The organism is Limnofasciculus baicalensis BBK-W-15 (assembly GCF_024178385.1).
Lineage (GTDB): Bacteria > Cyanobacteriota > Cyanobacteriia > Cyanobacteriales > Coleofasciculaceae > Limnofasciculus > Limnofasciculus baicalensis.
The window spans coordinates 1-18,975 of the sequence record NZ_JAMZMM010000086.1 but is presented as its reverse complement, the minus strand read 5'-3'; the positions used below and the strand labels follow the sequence as shown (position 1 = coordinate 18,975).

Annotated in this window: 15 protein-coding genes; 3 read left to right on the top strand and 12 right to left on the bottom strand. The window is 40.5% G+C overall.

Translation table 11 applies throughout. The features are described from left to right. The first annotated feature begins 165 nt into the window (after window positions 1–165). Entirely contained in the window at window positions 166–1,137 is a 972-nt protein-coding gene (gene sds / locus NJ959_RS10930; RefSeq protein WP_254011781.1) for a solanesyl diphosphate synthase, read from the top strand. Between the two features lie 108 nt (window positions 1,138–1,245). On the opposite strand, the gene NJ959_RS10925 is transcribed toward sds, so the two are convergent. The 3 genes from NJ959_RS10925 to NJ959_RS10915 all read right to left on the bottom strand — a co-directional run bounded on the left by NJ959_RS10925 (window position 1,246) and on the right by NJ959_RS10915 (window position 3,149). Further along, entirely contained in the window at window positions 1,246–1,536 is a 291-nt protein-coding gene (locus tag NJ959_RS10925) for a hypothetical protein (RefSeq protein WP_254011780.1), read from the bottom strand. A 150-nt stretch (window positions 1,537–1,686) separates the two neighbouring features. After that, window positions 1,687–2,346, bottom strand: coding sequence for a Uma2 family endonuclease (locus tag NJ959_RS10920; protein ID WP_254011779.1), 660 nt, complete (start codon window positions 2,344–2,346; stop codon window positions 1,687–1,689). Between the two features lie 110 nt (window positions 2,347–2,456). Next, window positions 2,457–3,149: a glutathione S-transferase family protein gene (locus NJ959_RS10915; protein WP_254011778.1), complete on the bottom strand. Its 693-nt coding sequence runs from the start codon at window positions 3,147–3,149 to the stop codon at window positions 2,457–2,459. Window positions 3,150–3,317: 168 nt separating this feature from the next. On the opposite strand from NJ959_RS10915, the gene NJ959_RS10910 reads away from it, so the two are divergent. Beyond that, window positions 3,318–3,923 carry a Uma2 family endonuclease gene (locus NJ959_RS10910; protein WP_254011777.1) on the top strand — a complete coding sequence of 202 codons (606 nt, stop codon included), beginning with the start codon at window positions 3,318–3,320 and terminating at the stop codon, window positions 3,921–3,923. A 140-nt stretch (window positions 3,924–4,063) separates the two neighbouring features. Here the strand turns inward: NJ959_RS10910 and NJ959_RS10905 are convergent, their stop codons facing one another. Then, window positions 4,064–5,176, bottom strand: a complete 1,113-nt coding sequence (locus tag NJ959_RS10905) for a pentapeptide repeat-containing protein (protein WP_254011776.1) — start codon at window positions 5,174–5,176, stop codon at window positions 4,064–4,066. 148 nt (window positions 5,177–5,324) lie between these two features. Here NJ959_RS10905 and NJ959_RS10900 point away from each other — a divergent pair, with 148 nt between their 5' ends. Next, window positions 5,325–8,075 (top strand): TIGR03936 family radical SAM-associated protein, encoded by a 2,751-nt coding sequence (locus NJ959_RS10900; protein WP_254011775.1) that lies wholly within the window; start codon window positions 5,325–5,327, stop codon window positions 8,073–8,075. Between the two features lie 338 nt (window positions 8,076–8,413). On the opposite strand, the gene NJ959_RS10895 is transcribed toward NJ959_RS10900, so the two are convergent. The 8 genes from NJ959_RS10895 to NJ959_RS10860 all read right to left on the bottom strand — a co-directional run. Beyond that, window positions 8,414–8,740, bottom strand: a complete 327-nt coding sequence (locus NJ959_RS10895) for a DUF4926 domain-containing protein (protein WP_254011774.1) — start codon at window positions 8,738–8,740, stop codon at window positions 8,414–8,416. Beyond that, window positions 8,737–9,069 carry a DUF6883 domain-containing protein gene (locus tag NJ959_RS10890; RefSeq protein ID WP_254011773.1) on the bottom strand — a complete coding sequence of 111 codons (333 nt, stop codon included), beginning with the start codon at window positions 9,067–9,069 and terminating at the stop codon, window positions 8,737–8,739. The genes NJ959_RS10895 and NJ959_RS10890 overlap by 4 nt, the downstream gene beginning before the upstream one ends. A gap of 72 nt (window positions 9,070–9,141) precedes the next feature. Beyond that, window positions 9,142–9,537: a response regulator gene (locus NJ959_RS10885; protein WP_254011772.1), complete on the bottom strand. Its 396-nt coding sequence runs from the start codon at window positions 9,535–9,537 to the stop codon at window positions 9,142–9,144. An 89-nt stretch (window positions 9,538–9,626) separates the two neighbouring features. Next, window positions 9,627–15,722: an ATP-binding sensor histidine kinase gene (locus tag NJ959_RS10880; protein ID WP_254011771.1), complete on the bottom strand. Its 6,096-nt coding sequence runs from the start codon at window positions 15,720–15,722 to the stop codon at window positions 9,627–9,629. A gap of 309 nt (window positions 15,723–16,031) precedes the next feature. Then, entirely contained in the window at window positions 16,032–16,985 is a 954-nt protein-coding gene (phnE, locus tag NJ959_RS10875; protein ID WP_254011770.1) for a phosphonate ABC transporter, permease protein PhnE, read from the bottom strand. Beyond that, on the bottom strand, window positions 16,900–17,625 hold the full coding sequence (locus NJ959_RS10870) for a phosphonate ABC transporter ATP-binding protein (RefSeq protein ID WP_254011769.1): 726 nt from the start codon (window positions 17,623–17,625) through the stop codon (window positions 16,900–16,902). Before NJ959_RS10870 ends, phnE begins: the two co-directional genes overlap by 86 nt. A gap of 87 nt (window positions 17,626–17,712) precedes the next feature. After that, window positions 17,713–18,729: a phosphate/phosphite/phosphonate ABC transporter substrate-binding protein gene (locus tag NJ959_RS10865; protein ID WP_254011768.1), complete on the bottom strand. Its 1,017-nt coding sequence runs from the start codon at window positions 18,727–18,729 to the stop codon at window positions 17,713–17,715. 60 nt (window positions 18,730–18,789) lie between these two features. After that, the coding region (locus NJ959_RS10860; protein ID WP_254011767.1) for a hypothetical protein at window positions 18,790–18,975 on the bottom strand (186 nt) is incomplete at its 5' end.

Sequence of the window (18,975 nt, the reverse complement as noted above, 5' to 3'; positions counted from 1 at the left end):
TGTCTTCCTTGTCTTCCTTGTCTTCCTTGTCTTCCTTGTCTTCCTTGTCTTCCTTCGGGGAATGGGGAATTATATTACAGTTACTTTCCCTACCGGGGAGGCTTCGCTTAAAATTAAGGAAGAATATGTAAACTTTCGTAACCAAACGTCTGAGTCGCCCAATCCATGACCTCAGTAACCTCCCTATTTTCCCCTGTTGAAGCCGATTTGTGTCTCCTTACCGAGAACTTAAAAAACTTAGTGGGTGCCCGTCACCCGATCCTCTATGCTGCTGCCGAACATTTGTTTGGGGCTGGGGGTAAGCGAGTAAGACCAGCGGTTGTCCTTTTAATTTCGCGGGCAACCATGTTAGACTCCGATATTACCCCACGTCACCGACGGTTGGCGGAAATTACTGAGATGATCCACACGGCTTCATTAGTCCATGACGATGTAGTTGATGAAGCGGAGGTACGCCGTAATGTCCCGACTGTCAATAGCTTGTTCAATAATCGGATAGCTGTATTAGCTGGGGATTTCTTGTTCGGTCAATCTGCCTGGTATCTCGCGAATTTAGATAATTTAGAAGTGGTCAAGTTACTCTCCCAAGTGATTAAGGATATGGCAGAGGGAGAAATTCAGCAAGGGTTGAATCGGTTTGATACTACTACTACTATGGAAGTATATTTGGAGAAAACCTATAATAAGACAGCTTCCCTGATTGCTAATAGTTCTAAGTCAGCGGGTTTATTGAGTGGTGTTTCAGTAGATGTGGCAGAACAATTATATGATTATGGTCGTCATCTGGGATTAGCTTTTCAGATTGTGGATGATATTTTGGACTTCACTGCTTCGACAGAAGTATTGGGTAAACCAGCGGGTTCTGATTTAATTAGCGGCAATTTGACTGTTCCAGTATTATATGCTATGGAAGAAAAGCCTTATCTGGAAGTGTTAATTGAAAGGGAGTTTGCTCAACCTGATGATATTGAGCAAGCGCTGGCACTGGTAAGGGAAAGTGAGGGAATTGAGCGATCGCGCAAATTAGCAGCATACCATGCTCAGTTGGCGGTAGAGAATCTGACAGTCCTGAAACCTTCGGAGTGTGCGACAGCTTTGAGGGATTTATGTGACTATGTGTTGAGTCGTTTGTATTAGGAGAGTTGGGAGTATATTTTATTTTATCGTCAAATTGGGATTCATTCATTGATTAGGGACTTTTTTAATGTCCTGATGGGATGGTTTGGCGATAAATTTACTCCAGAATTACAAAGGCGTGATAGTACGAATCAGCTTCAGGAGACGGAGGAGAAAGATGGTGTGTTGAATATCGGCTGAGACTTGAGGGGGCGTGCCTCTCTCTGCTATTTTAGCTTCAAGTTCGGCATATTCTGCGGCTGTTAATGGTTTACCATCAATGGGGGAGCGGGCTTCTAAAATTATCTCTGTTCTTAATATTTCTTCTGGGGTGTCTTCTGGTGGTGGTAAACTTAAGGCTGGTTTGGCTATTGTTAAACCGATTGAGAGGGAAATGGTGAACAATATTCCTGGTTTCATGGGTTTATTCTCTAGTTGTTTGTTGAGGAATGATGGAATTGGTTGGTGGGGTAAGAGGATTTTTTTTAACGCAGAGGTTCGCAGAGGGTAAGGGAGAGGTGCGCGGAGGTTTTTTTGAGGACATTGAGGGGAAATGGGATTCTATATGGTTTAGGGAGTATGGGATTGTTGATGCCACCAATTTCTCAGGGATTGGATTGCTTCAATTTCATCTTCTTTTGCTTCTTTGAGGAAAGTATATAAACGTTCTTTTGGTACTGTAGGAAAGGTGGGACTGGTTTCAACTTCAATGTAGAGATTTTCCTGAAGTTGGTAAATGCGCCAGGTTTTTCCATTAAATCGCCAAAATTCTGATACTCCAATCCTGGCGTAGAATTGGTTTTTGTCAATATCTGTATGAGTAATATCTACTTCGACAACTAAATCTGGCGGCGGATCTTTGGTAAAATCAACATTGCGACCTTTGACTAAGGGTTGGTTTTTAATATAATAAGCATTGTCGGGTTCTGCACCTTTTTTCAATTTAGGATACTTCATTGTAGTCGATCCCATTGTTTTAATTCGCATTCCCATTAGTTCAACTAGTGTCCGAATAAAGCATTCAATCAAACAGCTATAAAATTCATGATCTTCCAGTGACATAGTAATTTCTAAAACTCCATCATCGTAGGTTAATCTTGAACCACGCGATTGGGGTAAGGCATCTAAAATCTGTATGTATCCTGCCCAAGACAATCCATTAATTACAACTCGGTTTTCTCCTATTGTTGATTCGGCTTCGGTATTAGGTTGGGTTGCTGCAATAACCACAAATTACCTCCAGTATGAAAATCAATAATTTAACAGCATGATGCGTTACATAACGCACCATACAGATAGTATTCTAACCAGCAATTAGCAATTAGCCATTCCCCATGCCCTTACAATCCTGGTGGCAAGGCTTCCCCACATATTTTATGGATTTCTATAATACGTTGAAATAGCCAAGGATAGTCTTGTCGGTATTGAGGAATCAGTGCGAGGGGGCTGAGTAGGGCGGCTGCGGCTAAATCGGCAACACTAATGCGATTTGCTTGGAGCAGGGCTTCGCGATCGCAAATCAGGTAAGATCGATCTTGCCACCGGGATTTTAGTACTTCTAGTGCTAGTTTTAGTCGCTGAGTGGCTATTTCTACTGCGGCTTGGTTAATTCCATATTGATATCTTACTACCTGAATTACTAATTGGCTGGCAAATGAAGGATCGATTTGTTTGCCAGCGCCTGCACGAAAGTTATAATAAATAAAACGAGTTGCTGTACCAATACTTTCATCTAACCAATCTTCTAGCATTAAAGCTTCTTGCTGTTGGGCTTCATCTGGTAGGAATAATGGGGGTTGAGGCTGATATTTTTCTAGGAACTTAAAAATTTGAGTTGAATCTCCAATCGCTTGGGGATATTCGGGTAGTTGTGGTAATAAAACTGGTAGTGTGGTTAAACCTGTTAGGGGTTTTAGTTTCCAAATGTGGATGCCGGGGGTTAAGTTTTCGACTTGGTAAGGAATTTGTTTGTAGCCTAGGGCTAGTCGGGCTTTGCGACAATAGTGAGAGGTACTGAATTGGAGGAGTAGCATAAATAAGTCAAAAGTTAGCTAATTAACCAGGGTTTTCGTCCTGACTGGATAGTACATAAGTATAGTATCTACAGATGTAGTTGTGTCTGACAATTCACAACTCTGTACTTTAATTATAACTTCGCTGTGCTAGAATGAAGGCAACCTAAGTCCTGACTAATAAGTAAAATGTTTGCCTCTCTAGAAATCCCACAGATGACTCCTCAAGAATATCTAGCATGGGAAGAACAACAACCTCTCAAACATGAATATATCGATGGTGAAGTCTTCGCCATGGCTGGGGGAACTTTACCCCATAATGTTATTGCTCTTAATTTAGCATCTACTCTAAAAAGCCATCTCCGGGGTAAAGGCTGTAGAGTCTTTATGGCAGATGTTAAAGTGGGAGTATCTGAGAAAGGTTCATTTCACTATCCTGATGTAATAGTAACTTGTGACGCTCGTGATAAGAAAGCTAAAAGAATAGTCCGATTTCCTTGTCTGATTGTTGAAGTTCTTTCTCCAAGTACGGAAGGATATGATAGAGGGAAAAAATTTACTCGCTACCGTCGGATTGAAACATTAAAAGAATATGTTTTAATTGATACCGAACAAATGAGTGTGGAATGTCACAGACGGAACGAAAATAATAAATGGGAACTCACGCACTATCTAATTGATGAAACGACTCCAGCAGGAATTGAACCGGAAGTACATTTAACTAGTGTTGATTTTAAATGTCCGATTTCTCTCCTTTACGAAGATGTAGATTTATCACCAGATAGTGAAGAATAAAAATTAGAGATTGTCTACTCCGTGTATGGGAGAACAGCAGATTGCAGGCTTATGGAGGATGGTTACAGCAGTTGGCAAGTCAATTAATTCTTTGATGGAGTAAATTGAGTGTATCCTATTTACTTGCAATCTATTGTCCATTAATTTTTTCCATCACAACCTTGCTGAGATTTTGATCCATCGGGCATAGTTGCCTCGCATAAATCCGCACTTCTGAGGTCAACATCATCAAGATTAGCATCTTTAAGTACGGCATTTCTGAGGATTGTTCCTTGTAAATTAGCCTCACTGAGATCCGCATTACTGAGGTTGGCATTACTCAAGTCGGCATTGCTTAAATTTGCTTGAATTAAGTTAGCACTAACTAAACTAGTATCGCTGAAGTTAGTATTACTACAATCAGCACTAGTTAAAGTTGTATAATTGAGATTTGCTCCATTAAAATTGGCTTCATTGAGTTTAGCACCCATCAAATTGGCATTCATTAATTTAGTCCCTCTGAAGTTAGCATTACTCAAATTTGCCTCTGTCAAGTCAGCACCTACCAAAAAGGAATCCTCTAAGTCACTATTCGTCAGACTGGCATTTTTGAGGGAAGCATTGCCTAAGTTTGACTCTCTCAAGTTAACATAATTTAAGTCCGCATTATTAAATATAGTACCCAGCAAGATATTCCGTTTGAGATTAGCGCCATTTAAGTTAGCACGGCTGAGATTTGCTCCCCTCAAATCGGCATTAAGCAGATTTGCACCACTTAAGTTAGCATCTCTCAAATTGGTAAGGAGCCGCAGATGGGCATTACTCAAGTTGGCGTTACTCAAGTTGGCATTATTCAAGTTAGCACTGCTTAAATTTGCTTCACTGAGGTTAGCGCCGCTTAAGTTGACATTAATCATGTTCGCATCACCAAAATTTGCCTTACTTAAGTTGGCATTACTTAAATTGGAATTAATCAGGTTGACACCAATTAAGTTAGCACTGAGGAGATTTACACCGATTAGGTTGGCATCACTCAAGTCAGCATCGCTCAAATTAGCATTTATAAGATTGGCATAACTGAGGTTTATTTTGTTCAATAAAGCTCCCTTCAAGTTAATTCCTCTCAAATCGCATCTTTCACAGTTACCACTAGTCTGTAATTGCGGAAATCGATTGATATTTTGGGCGTTAATTCGAGTTGCCAATCCTAATGATATTAGGAAAAGAGGGATGAGGTAAGAGGTGAGAGATAAGAGGTGAGAGGGGATAGGCATTTTAATTGTTATTTTATGTAACGAAACCATAAAGATTGCCAAAGAGTAATTGAGTAAGAAAAAATTACTCTTGCCCATCCTACCAAAATTGCCACAGAATCGCTAAAATCAATAAGACTTGAGGAAAACCAGCAGGGAAACTTCCACCATGCCCATTGCAATTGAAGAGATACTCACCAAAGACATCATGACTCCAGCACGTTACCTAGGTAACGAGTTAGGTGCAATCCACAAACCGTGGGATACGGCAAAGGTACGGTGGGTGTTAACCTATCCAGAAATATACGAAGTCGGTTCCTCTAATTTAGGGCATATTATTCTCTATAATATTTTAAATGCCCAACCTCGGCAATTGTGCGATCGCGCTTATTTACCTGCACCGGATTTAGCCGCGAAGTTACGGGCAACCGGAATACCTCTGTTTGCAGTAGAAAATCGGCGTGCGATCGCAGATTTTGATATTCTTGGTTTTAGCCTCAGCTATGAATTAGGGGCAACTAATATTCTGGAAATGCTAAGTTTAGCAGGAATCCCCTTAACTTGGCAAGAACGAAATGTAGGGGCTGGTTTGCCAGATAATTTACCAGAAAAACAGATAATTTCTCAAGAAAATCCGCCCGCTGCCTCTCAAGAAAAACCCCCATTCCCCCTCATATTTGCTGGGGGACAAACTGCTACATCTAATCCGGAACCCTACGCCGATTTTTTCGATTTTATTGCTTTGGGAGATGGGGAAGAATTATTACCGGAAATTGGATTAATAATAGAAGAAGGGAAAAAAGCAGGATTAAGTCGAGCAGAATTACTCCTAGATTTAGCCCAAATCCCTGGAGTATATGTGCCCCAATTTTATGATATGGCAGAAGATGGATCGGTTCATCCTAATCGCCCTGATGTTCCCCCACGAATTTTGCGGCGAGTGGCGACTCCTATTCCAGAATATTCGATTGGATTAGTGCCATATATAGAAACGGTACACGATCGATTGAAAATAGAAGTAAGGCGTGGATGTACTCGCGGCTGTCGCTTTTGCCAACCAGGAATGTTAACTCGCCCAGCCCGAGATGTGGAACCGGAAAAAGTGGTAGAGGCGATTGAAAAAGGAATGCGGGCGACTGGATATAATGAGTTTTCCTTGCTATCTCTAAGTTGTTCCGATTACTTAGCGCTACCAGCGGTAGGAATGGAAATCAAAAATCGCCTCAAAGATGAGAATATTTCCCTATCTTTACCCAGTCAAAGGGTAGATAGATTTGATGAAAATATTGCCAATATCTTAGGTGGTACGCGGCAAGGTGGATTGACTTTTGCCCCAGAAGCGGGAACCCAAAGAATGCGCGATATTGTGAATAAAGGGTTAACGAATGAAGAATTACTGCGAGGTGTAAAAACGGCATTCGAGCAAGGGTGGGATAAGATTAAACTCTACTTTATGATTGGCTTACCGGGTGAGATGGATGAAGATGTACTGGGAATAGCAGAAACAGTAGGGTGGTTACAGCAAGAATGCAGGGGAAAGGGGAGAAAACGTCTCAATTTTAATATCACTATTTCTAATTTTACTCCCAAACCTCACACGCCTTTCCAATGGCATTCTGTTTCTACTTCAGAATTTGCTCGGAAACAAAAATTACTTAGAGAAGCATTTCGCCAAGTCAAAGGTGTGAAAGTAAATTATACCGATATCCGGATTTCCGCGATGGAAGACTTTATCGGGAGAGGCGATAGAAGATTAGCGGCGGTGGTACGTCGTGCCTGGGAATTAGGTGCAGGCATGGATGCTTGGTTCGATAATTTAGAAAAAGCATTTGGCGCTTGGGAAACTGCGATCGTAGAATCTGATTTAACCTGGAAATATCGCCAAGTGGAAAATGGTGAATGGAATATTTTCAAAGCATCAGAATCTCCAATTACGACAGCCCAGCAAGAGGAAACAGAGAACAAAATTTCTACTCTGAATTCCCAATTCCAGGCCCCACTTCCTTGGGATCATATTGATACGGGAATTGATAAGAATTGGTTAATTACAGACTTACAAAAGGCATTAGAAGCAGCAACGGTTCCTGATTGTTCCTTTGATGGTTGTTCTCATTGCGGTATTTGTGGGACAGATTTTGGTCATAATATAGTTTTCCAACCACTACCAATTCCTGCATTTGCAGGTCAATTTACCCCAGATACAACTAAAGCCCAACGGCTAAGAATGTGGTTTGGTAAGCGAGGGGATATGACGTTACTAAGTCATTTGGATATGGTGCGTTTATTCGATCGCACTGTCAGACGTGCTTCATTGCCAATTGCTTTTAGTGGTGGTTATCATCCTAGCCCTCGAATTATCATAGCAAATGCTTTATCTTTGGGAACATCTAGTAGTGGGGAAATTGTAGATTTTGAGTTAATTAAGCCAATAGATATTGAAGAATTTCGGGAAAGATTGGTATCTAAATTACCTTCAGATATTCCAGTGTATCGGGTTGATGAGATTGATTTGAAAGCACCTGCGGGCACTCAAATATTGGAACGTGCTGAATATTTGCTTACTGTTGCTGTAGCAGAAAATGCTACTTTTGAAGAATGGGAAAATTGGATTGAAAAACTGTTGACGACTGAAGTGATTGAGTGGGAACAGACAACTAAGTCTGGGAAAAAGAATAAGGTAAATTTACGCGATCGCACTTTTGAGTTAGAGGTGGTTGAATCCAAGGAATATAAGGGTGAAAATGCGGTTATTCTGCGATATGTGGGGAGTTGTCGAAATGATGGGACAATGTTACGAGCCGAGCATATTATCTATATGTTAGAACAGGTGGTGCAGCGAGAATTTCAGGTTTTACATATTCATCGACAACGGTTGATTTTAGGGGATGTGTCAGGAGACGGAAGAGCTAAAATCAATTGATGAATGGAGTTAAACTGAGATCTTGCACCAGTGGCAAAAACCGCCAGTGGCTATCAGCCACTGTCTAATAGCTAAAGTCCTTTAAAACGGACTAAAATCCAGATTCATAGTCGGTTTAAATTGAGATCTTGCACCAATGTCAATTAGCCTAAAAAAGCTTAATTTTTGGTGACCACATTAACGGAGTATCAAGGGTTGTAGCTTTTTATTGAGAATGGTGCAAGATCTGAGTTTAAACCGACTTTAGCTATTACACAGATATAGTATTCTCTGGCGGGTTTTTGGGGTTATTGAATATAGTGCAAGATCTCAGTTAAACGTATTCTCCCTCTACATTGTTAAGCAGTCAAATTCTCTGACTGCTCTTTTTGTAAGAGAAAATCAAGATAGTCTTGCAGTTGCAGCAGTCTCGATTCTGATAGCTGACGTAACTTTTGTAAAATCATTTCTTCTTGCTGCAACTGGGTAATGGAAATAATCTGGGATGCTGCTACCTCAATCGTGACTTGAGGTAGATAAAACCCTTCAAGACTATACCCATCCTCTTCATCTTTAGGCATGGGATAGTGTTCAACGATTATAGCAATATCTCCCCGTTTCAGATTGTATTGTGGTAAGTCTTTAGCCAGAGCCACTTGGGAAAACAGTGGGTATTGTACTTTCATGAATTTGCTCCTTTATCTGGCACTAATGTCACAAATTTAGTCATAGTATTAGTAACCATCCAAATGGTTAAGATATCGATTACTATGCCATTGACTCCGGACAATTGAGCATGAATAGCATATTTTGTACCATAGCGATTGGTTTCAATTTTATCTGCGGGTTGCGTTAAAACTTGACTTCGTAAGTCTTGTTCAAGTTGCTGCCAATTGTCTAAAGTATACCCTGCTCTAGCAAGGAATTGGGATTTATCGTCTTTCGGCAACAGCACAAGCAGGTACTTAGTTAGTTTTTCTTCTGCGATCGTAGCATTTGGTGGTAAAATAACCATTATAGTGGGGTGTCACTAACAAACTTTTCTGTTTCCTGTTCCCTATTCGATTAACAATTAGCCATTAGCCATTTATAGTTTTGCTAAACCAGATTTAATAGTTTCCACTAATTCTTCTTGAGACCAAGGTTTAGATAAACAACAATGGAGATTTGCCTGTTCTTGTGCGCGTTTAATTGCAGATTCATCCGCTTGTCCCGTCAGCATAATTTTAATAATATTGGGAAATTCTTGATGAACAAGAATAAGAAATTCATCTCCCTTCATTCCTGGCATTAACCAATCCGAGACAATGAGAAGAATATTACTCTCATCATCCCTAAATTCCTCAATTACTTCCAAAGCTTCCTCAGCATCTTCAGCCACTTCATAGAGGTAAGCATTTCCAAATGAGCTTTGGAGTTGTGTTCTTAGACTGTCTAAGACTATTTTCTCATCGTCAACGCATAAGATAACGGGTTTAGTCATTGGTTGGTTGTTGGTTGTTGGTTGTTGGTTGTTGGTTGTTGGTTGTTGGTTGTTTGTCCAACAGTTAACAAACCATTAGCCATTAGCAATTAGCCATTAGGCATGGGCAGAGAAACAGTAAATGTGGTTTGACCGGGACTCGAGGTAAATGTAATAGTACCATTATGCTTCTCAATAATCTTTTTGACGATATCGAGTCCCAATCCACTCCCTTCACCAGCGGGTTTAGTAGTAAAGAATGGCTGAAATATTTTATATTGAATCTCTTGAGGGATTCCCTTGCCACTATCGGTAATACTAATCTTAGCCTCTCGCTCAAGACTTGTGACATCAATAGTTAAAGTTCCCCGATAATCCATCGCTTGTAAGGCATTATGGATGAGATTTGTCCAAACCTGATTGAGTTCGTCTGGATAACATAAAAATGGCGGTAATTCGCCATAGTTTCTGATTACTTCAATCCCCTGTTTGAGGTGACTTTGATAGAGGGTGAGAATGGTTTCAATTCCTTCTGTTAGGTTAGCGATAGTCATTGCACTTGAGGAATCGTAACGGGCATAATTTTTCAAAGCAAACACCACTTTTGATGCCCGATCAGTGGCTATTTTGATAGTACGAATACCTCGTTGTAATCCAGAAAACTTATAAGCAGTTTCTAATACATGTAAACTATCCGATCTTTTTAAGAGGGGAATAAAAGTATCAATTTCGTCATAAATTCCCATAATTACCAACCGCTCCGCAATGATGTCAGCATTATCAATTTCTAACGTTTCCAATTGACTTCTTAATCCTCGCTTCAATTTTCGCTCTTCTTTTGTCGATAATATTGATTCTTTTTGAAGGGATCGCTGAAGTAATGCTAAAAAAGTCTGCCCTTCCTCTGGCGATAGAGATTGAAACAGAGTGGGCAAGTTTTCCAGGGTTTTATCCAAGAAATTGGTCATATTTCCGGCAGAGGAACTAATTGCGCCTAGGGGAGTATTTACTTCGTGGGCAATCCCGGCTACTAGTTGTCCTAAAGCCGCCATTTTTTCTGATTGAATTAGTTCATCTTGGGTGATTTCTAGTTGTTTAAGAGTATAACTTAGTTCCTGATTTTTCTGGTATAAAGCTGCTTCAGCCTGTTTGCGATCTCCAATTTCTCGCCAAACTGTATGCAAAATTTGTCGATTATCCAAAGGAATTACAGTTAGTAACACTTCCACCCAAAAATCTTCTCCATCTACACGACGGCTCATCCACTCAAATCGATGACTACCTAGCTCAAAAGCCATCGCAATCATCTGGTTAGCTTTCTCAAAAGATAAAGTGCCATCCGGTTGCATTTCGGGAGAAAGCCGATCGGGATTTAGGGCAAGAAACTGTTTTTTATTAGCACAACGCATCATGTTAAGAACAGCTAGGTTGCAGTCGATAAAAACTTCTCCATCTAATAGCAAAATAGCATCACCTGATTGCTCGTAAAGTTGTCGGAATCTAGATTCTGACTGCTGGAGTTTTTGGGTGCGATCGCGGACTTGTTGTTCTAATGTACGATTATATTCAGCTAGTAATTTCTCGCTTTCTTTGACTTGGCCATAGAGTTGTGCGTTGGCTATGGAAATAGCAGATTGAGAAGACAAAACTTTTAAAACTTCCAATCTTGCTGGCGTAAATGCACCAACTGCCAGATTATTTTCTAGATAAAGGATTGCCATGCCAAAGGCGGGCGAAGCTATCCCTTTCCTCTGTTTTTGGATTGGCATACATAATACTGACTTCGGTTGATGGTGAATAATGTAAGGATCGGCAGCAAAGTTTGTCTGGGTACTAGCATCGTTGAATATCAGAGTTTCTTGGGTGCGCCAAACATAATTGATTAGGGTAGCAGGAATATCTTTGCTTTGCTCAACAGTTATTGGGTGCAAGTTACATTGTTTATCCAAACATTGAGCAACAATGAATAATTCTCCAGCTTTTTCTAAGATGAGAGTGCCCTTTTCTGCTCCAGCATTCTCAATGGCTATTTGCATTAAATTTGAGAGCAATTTGTCGAGGTTGATTTCCTCAGAAAGGGATTGAGCAGCTTTGATAACTGTAGCAAAATCAAGAGATTCGGAAATACCTCTAGAGGTACTGGTGATAGTTTCATTCGCCATCCGATTAATTGTTTCGCCTGTTTTCTGACGAATTTTACTATTAAGAATGGGAGCAAGTAATTGGGGATAGCGCTTTTCTAAATCATTAACTTTGGCTTTCGCACCCCAACGTGCATAAGCGTAGTAAGCATTCGTTAGGTAGGCTTGAGCAATGGTTTGTTTGCCCCAGTCGAGATAGAATTTGGCAGCAAGTTCGTTGGCTAATGCTTCGTCTTGGATATATTCGTTTTCTTTGGCTCCCACTATGGCGCGATCGTAATAATCCATTGCCTCAACATTTTGACCTAGAACCCGGCATCGCTCTGCTTCTACGAGATTAAATTTGTACAGATAATTCATCGGAGCAGACTGCGCCCATTCACGCATTTTTTCCCGATTGGCATTAACCAGATCTAACAAAGATTCTTTTTGGGCATCTGATGCTTCCGCAAATATACCCAAATATGCTAGAGATTCATACAAATAGATAGAACTGACAACTGGCATTCCAGTCAACCCTTCTAGATATTGCTTCGCAAGAGTTGCCTTGGTGACGGCTTGCTGTATATCATCAAACAAGTAGGATAATATTAGTTGATTTGAATAAATAAATAACAGTTGTATTCGGTCATTTAGTTGAATGGCAAGGGGCAACGATTGCTCCTCATTATAGACATCTCCAATTAAACGGATAGGATCGTCAGTTTTATCTAGCAAGTTTAGAACCACCTGCCCAAAAATTGCAGACCAATTAGAAGGGCTTTTCTGTCCGATCTGATTTATAGCTTTACTATAGATTGCGATCTGTTTTTCTAACTCTGTCAGTTCGTGACCGCTCAAATATAAGCATTCACACACATAAGCGGCAGCATAACCAGCATATTCAAAATCTCCAGTTTCCACTCCGCTTTGATAGCATTCAATCAAAATTGGTATATTTTCTCTGAGATGTTCTTTCCAGTGGACAAGGTGACCACCAAACATCAATAGTACCTTGGCTTTGACATTCTTTGCATTTAACCGTTCCACCAAACTTAAAGCTAATTTTCCTAATTTATAACCGGATTCAATATTTTGGAATTCCGTCAATAAAATTACTGCGTAAGCACCATAAACATATCCAGAGGAAGTGGAATTGCCATATTGGATAGATAAATTAACCTGTGATAATACAATCAGCAAACAAATATCAGGAGCAGCTATAAACGCAGCAGAAGCTATACTCATTGTGATATACATAGCTGCTAGCTTGTGGGGGTCTGTCATTTCCGGCAGGTTAATCAAGTCTTCAATTTTCTGCCCATTTAAAAGTGAAGCAGTTTCCTCCAATCCCTTTTGAATATCCAACTGATTAGGTTCTTCTGGTATTTTTATTCCTAATAATTCTGATAATTCAAGCCCTATCTTAATCGCCTGTTTTAGGTCACCTCGTGCTATAGTTCCTTGAATTTTAATATCATATATTTTCACTTTTTCAAGCAAGATTTTGGCATTTTGTAGTACAACATCGACCAATTTGTCCATTTCGTCGAAGCGACCATTCAAGTAGCCTGCTTCTGCTGCCTCCTCGTACAAAGCTAATGTTAGGGCATATTGACTCTCCCAGCGATCGGCCTCTAGAAGTTCCACACCCATAGTTAAATACTTTTGGGCAGCAGCATAAGCCGTTGAAGCTTTCGCTTTTCGTCCGGCAATTAGATTCAATTGAGCTAATTCTTTACGCTCAGTGCGAGCTTCAATTAACTCTTTTCCAATATTTAATTGGTTGACAATATCAAAAATTGTCTCTTCCCGTTCTGCTTCCGGCGTATTTTTCAACAAAAGTTGACCAATTTTGAGGTGAGTGAACTGTTTCCGAGCTTCAGGAATGAGAAAATATGCCGCTTGCTGCACTCGATCGTGTAAAAATCTGTAGGGAACCGTGGTAGCGGATTTTGTAGCGGATGTAACGGATAAATTATCTGATATTTCATCTGTTACTTCATCCTGGAAAAACTTGTAAACCTCACTCTCTGGTAAAATTAAACCTTCTTGCAATGCCCTCCACAAGTCAGCCGCCGTTTCAGCATGAGATTTTTCATGAACAATTGCCAGGGTTTCTAAGTCAAATTTGTTGCCAATACAAGCCGCTAGTTTCAAAACTTCCTGAGTATTTTCAGGTAGCTTTTGTAACTGAATCGCCATAAACTCTACTACATCATCAGTCAAAGCTAGCGCCCTGACTTGACTAATATCACACTGCCAATAGCCACTATTTAAATCAAATTTAATCAACCCATCTTCATAAAGAGATTTAAGAAATTGAGTGGCAAAGAAAGGATTACCTTTCGTTTTAGTAAAAACTATTTCTGTTAAAGGAATTGCCCTTTCTAGTGGACAACTCAGGGTATCAGCAATCAGGCGATTCAAGGAATCTTGGTCTAGAGGTGCTAAAGTAATTTGATTGACTGTAGGAGAGGCATCTTGCCTCTCCTCATCTTTCCGAATCTCAACTAATGTCAGAATTAGTGGATGGGTGGGAAATACTTCATTATCCCGATACGCTCCGATTAATAATAGATAACAGGTATCTGTCTCTCTCATCAACAACTGGATCAACTTTAAAGAAGCTGAATCAGCCCACTGTAAATCATCCATGAAAATCACTAAAGGATGCTCTTTTCTGGCAAAGACTCTAATAAATTTACCAAAAAGCAAATTGAAACGATTTTGACCTGCACTTCCCTCTAATTCAGGTACTTCTGGCTGTTTGCCAATCAGGTGTTCTAATTCGGGGATAACATCAATAATAACCTGACCATTTTCACCCAATGCTTCTAAAAGATTAGCTTGCCATTTTTGGACTTCTGTGGTGCTTTCCGTAAGTAATTGCCGCATCAAATCCTGGAATCCTTGCACCCATGCAGAAAATGGAATATCGCGCTGAAATTGGTCAAATTTTCCTTTAATAAAATAACCCCGTTGGCGGACAATGGGTTTGTGAATTTCATTAACCATGGCAGTTTTGCCAATCCCAGAAAAACCAGCAACTAACATGATTTCGACCCCTCCTTGCCCCTCCTTACTTAGGGTGGGGTTGCTGATGCGATTGAATGCCTCTAATAGTATCTTAACTTCAGTTTCTCGCCCGTAGAGTTTTTCGGGAATCACGAAGCGATCGCAAATATCTCTTATCCCTAACTCAAATAACTCAATAGCACCTTTTTCTTGCCATTGCTGTAAACATAATGCTAAGTCATATCGCAAGCCAAATGCACTTTGATAGCGTGACTCTGGAGCTTTTTCCATCAACTTCATAATGATGTTATTCACCATCACTGGTATTTCTGGCACAATCTCTATTGGCGAAGTTGGCATCATCGCAATATGACAGTGAACTAACTCCATCGGCTCGCTAGATTGAAAAGGTAATTTCCCTGTCAATAGTTCATAAAATGTCGCTCCCAACGAGTAAAAATCGGTGCGATAGTCGATACCCCGATTCATCCTGCCAGTTTGTTCCGGGGACATATAAGCCAGGGTTCCTTCGAGAATATTTGGGTTTTGAATCTCTTTAGTTTCTCTTAGTAATAGAGAAGAAATACTGAAGTCAATTAGTTTTATCTGTTTGGTTTCTGGGTTAATTAAAATATTCTGAGGTTTGATATCTTTATGAATAACTCGATTTTGATATAGTATTTCTAATATTTTTACTATCTGAATAGCGATATTGAAAAAATCGCTGAGGAAATCATAATTTTTAGCCACTCCCCATTCCCTCTTGCCTACTCCCCATTCATAGAGAGAAATGCCGCCAATATCTTCCATTACTATGGCAAAACTATTGCGGTAGTTTAAAAGTGCGATGGGTTTAACAATTCCAGGATTATCTAAGTTTTTAGCAATGGTATACTGATTCCGAAATTGCACCAATTCGTTGAAAGTTGGATACTCGCTTTTGAGTAATTTGATGATTACTGGTTTTTTGTCTGATTGAGAAATTCCTCGATAAACCTCGGTTCTAGATCCTAGGTATATTTGCTCAGTAAGGTGATAGCCTGGAATTGCGGGAGGGTTGCTTGTCATAGAAAGCTTTTTTTGTGTTATTAATGTGAATATTCTTGATTTTTACCCTTGTTCACTAGCTTTGACATCAGCCAAATGTACTAAAAGTATTTAGGCTATATAATATTTAAAGACTTAAGGAGATGTGTGATAAGCTTGGCTCGATCAATTTATACCCGATTAGTCATATCCTTTCCCTTAGCATCAGAATCATCCAAAAACCTCTGCGTACCTCTCTACTAACCTCTGCGTACCTCTGCGTTAAAAAAAATTATATAGCCAACGCGCAGTTAAATTCCATCTTAACTCTTTCCCCCTACCTCTAACCTCTTACCCATTATTATCGCTACTCAAACGACGACGGAGTTTGCTGCTAAGTGCATCAATACCAGTCACTACCACCAATAGCACCAACATAATCGTAGTTGCTTTATGATATTCAAACCCCTTAATATAATTAACCAATTCAAAACCAATACCCCCAGCACCCACAACACCAAGTACCGAAGCAGCACGAATATTGTACTCAAACATATATAGCGTATAGCCCAATCCCAACGGTAACATTTGCGGTAAAATACCATATTGAGCAGTCTGTAACCAGGATGCACCACTCACTTGCAGCGACTCAATCGATATTGGATCGACAGCTTCAATTGCAGTTTGATAAAATTTACCAAGATATCCAATAGTGTAGATACCCAGTGCCATTGTCCCCGCTTGTGCCCCCAAACCTGTTGCCGCAACAAACAATAGCCCGAGAACAATTGATGGAATCGATCTTACTGCATTTTGGATAAAATTAGCAATCAATTGTACCCATTTAGGTGCAATATTATGAGCGGATAAAACTGCAATGGGTAAAGACAAAATTGCCCCAATCGTAGTCCCCCAAAGAGACATCTGTACCGTTTCAATTAAAGAATTAACCGCCACATCCAGAATTGTGAGATCCGGTGGAAAGAGTCGCACTAAAAAATCGATTAGATAAGGCAAACTGCTGTGGAGTAATGCCACATCTATCTCTAATCCTTTCAGCGCCCAACTATAGAGAATAAAAATACCGACTACCCATAGTATACCCTTAATCCAGATTAATGAATTCCGGAAACGCTTACCCACATAAAATAGTTTCATATAAATTAAATTTACGGATATAAATATGTCTAATAACCAATAACCAATAACCAATAACAAATCACCCAGCAAAATGAGTAGCAAGATTTTTACAGATGCCATCAGATGCGATCGCACCTTCCTGTAGTACAATGGCACGTTTAGCATAAGCTTGTGCTAGCTCCAAGTCATGGAGTACCGTCACAATCGTCACACCTTGGTGATTCAATTGCAACAAAATCTCCATCACCTGTCGCGCTGCTTGGACATCTAATCCAGCAGTAGGTTCATCTACTAGTAAGATTTTAGGAGATTGCATGAGCAAACGCGCGATCGCAACTCTTTGCCGCTGCCCACCGCTAAGTTGGCTAGTTTTTTGCTCCCCTTGGTTATCTAATCCCACTTTTTCCAGACAATCCAAGGCATGATAACGATCTTTACGACTAAAGCCTACCATGGTTTGCCAAGGAGATCTCCGCCCCAAGCAGCCACAAAGTACATTTTCCAGCGCCGTCAATTGAGGCACTAAAGCCCCCCCTTGGTACAGAATTCCGATATCGCGCCGCACCTGAGTTAAAGTTTTTGGCACTAATGGCACTTCATTAATGGCAATCGTACCAGTTTGGATGGGCACTAATCCTAATAGCGATCGCAACCAGGTGGATTTACCTGCCCCATTTAATCCCAATAGCACCACAAACTCGCCAGCTTTAATAGTACAATTTACACCTTGCAGTGCCGAGCGCTGCAAGGTGGCTAAATAAGGCGTATACAAATCCCGGCACTCAATTGCTAATGTTCCAATCATTTTATAAAGTCAAAATTCAAAATAGGGAATGGGAAAAAATGGCTGAAAATAACCAAAAACCAACAAACAATCAGCCATTAGCAACTCTTACAATTCCACACCAGCTTGTTTTAGCGCAGTCCGCACTGAACTAAGATGCTTATCGTGATCTACTTTTACCAACTCAGTGGCATTAGATAAATCTTTTAGCAAAGATTGATTTTCTGGTTTATTCAATTCCATCAAAGCGGTAATTAATTTAGTACGAGTAGCTTCTGGCACATCATCATCAATCGCTACACCGTGAGCGGGAACTCCTGCGATGGAGTACAATACCCGAATCTTGCTCTTTTCTGCCTCTGATATGTACGGTGGGTAGAGGGCATACTCAGAAACTGCTGCCACATCAGCTTGTCCCCGTAACACTGATTGAATTGCCCCAGTGTAATCTCCACCATAGCTAACTTTACCAAAGAAACCCTCAAGGCGATCTTTTCCTGGCACTAATCCCTCTTTCACTAATTCCCCAACTGGAAAGACAAAACCTGAGCCTGATGTTGGTGAAACAAATGCCATCCGCTTCCCTTTAAGCTGCTCTAAAGTAGCTTTGCCGCTGCCCTTGTCTTGGAGGGGGCTATCTTTGGGGACAATAAACAAAGATTTATAAGTATGCCCGCCAGAATAATTAGGACGAACTTCCGCTAAGTATAGACGAGCATTGGCTAATTGCTCTGCTTTTAGGGCAGGGCGACTACTGAGAAATGCCACATCTGCACGATTAGCTCGTAATGCTTCCACGGCTGCGGTATCATCTGCGACAATTGCCTCCACTGGGGTTCCCATTTGTTTGGAAACAAAGGCTGCTACGGCATTGGCTTTAGCTTGGGCTTCGCCAGCTTCTCCTCGGTTGGGAAAGACGATTGTTAATTTGTTTTGAGCTGTTTGAGCTGTTTGAGTAGTTTGAGTAGTTTGAGCTGTTTCCTCAGTAGCTTTTGGAGCTGCTGCTTCGGGAGTACTTGCTTGTGGGGTAGATGGGGGAGTACTGCAACCGAAGCCCAGACTTGCTGAAGCTACCAGAATAGCACCTAATATCAAATGAGAGGTTTTAACTTGCCGGGGCATCATAACTCCTAATAAACGATCGCAATTAATTGTCAGTGTTTTCAGAAATGTATCAACAGTGAGCTATCGACTCAATATCGTTACTACACGATCCATACCCGTCAAAGCTCTACTGAACAAAGCTTTTATTAAATAAGGTTCGATCTCGATCCTGCCGATTGGGGATAGTCCAACTGAACTTTCCCCAGACTGTACAGTATCACTTTTAAGAATCTTCGTCAATAAGGTTGTTGCTAATGGGGAGTGGGG

Excerpts from the sequence above, each read along its gene's own strand:
- sds (WP_254011781.1), top strand. The coding sequence starts at position 166 with ATGACCTCAGTAACCTCCCTATTTTCCCCTGTTGAAGCCGATTTGTGT.
- NJ959_RS10870 (WP_254011769.1), bottom strand. The coding sequence starts at position 17,625 with ATGATTGGAACATTAGCAATTGAGTGCCGGGATTTGTATACGCCTTAT.
- NJ959_RS10885 (WP_254011772.1), bottom strand. The coding sequence starts at position 9,537 with ATGACTAAACCCGTTATCTTATGCGTTGACGATGAGAAAATAGTCTTA.
- NJ959_RS10890 (WP_254011773.1), bottom strand. The coding sequence starts at position 9,069 with ATGGTTATTTTACCACCAAATGCTACGATCGCAGAAGAAAAACTAACT.
- NJ959_RS10865 (WP_254011768.1), bottom strand. The coding sequence starts at position 18,729 with ATGATGCCCCGGCAAGTTAAAACCTCTCATTTGATATTAGGTGCTATT.
- NJ959_RS10905 (WP_254011776.1), bottom strand. The coding sequence starts at position 5,176 with ATGCCTATCCCCTCTCACCTCTTATCTCTCACCTCTTACCTCATCCCT.
- NJ959_RS10895 (WP_254011774.1), bottom strand. The coding sequence starts at position 8,740 with ATGAAAGTACAATACCCACTGTTTTCCCAAGTGGCTCTGGCTAAAGAC.
- NJ959_RS10925 (WP_254011780.1), bottom strand. The coding sequence starts at position 1,536 with ATGAAACCAGGAATATTGTTCACCATTTCCCTCTCAATCGGTTTAACA.
- phnE (WP_254011770.1), bottom strand. The coding sequence starts at position 16,985 with ATGCTAAACGTGCCATTGTACTACAGGAAGGTGCGATCGCATCTGATG.
- NJ959_RS10900 (WP_254011775.1), top strand. The coding sequence starts at position 5,325 with ATGCCCATTGCAATTGAAGAGATACTCACCAAAGACATCATGACTCCA.
- NJ959_RS10910 (WP_254011777.1), top strand. The coding sequence starts at position 3,318 with ATGTTTGCCTCTCTAGAAATCCCACAGATGACTCCTCAAGAATATCTA.
- NJ959_RS10915 (WP_254011778.1), bottom strand. The coding sequence starts at position 3,149 with ATGCTACTCCTCCAATTCAGTACCTCTCACTATTGTCGCAAAGCCCGA.
- NJ959_RS10880 (WP_254011771.1), bottom strand. The coding sequence starts at position 15,722 with ATGACAAGCAACCCTCCCGCAATTCCAGGCTATCACCTTACTGAGCAA.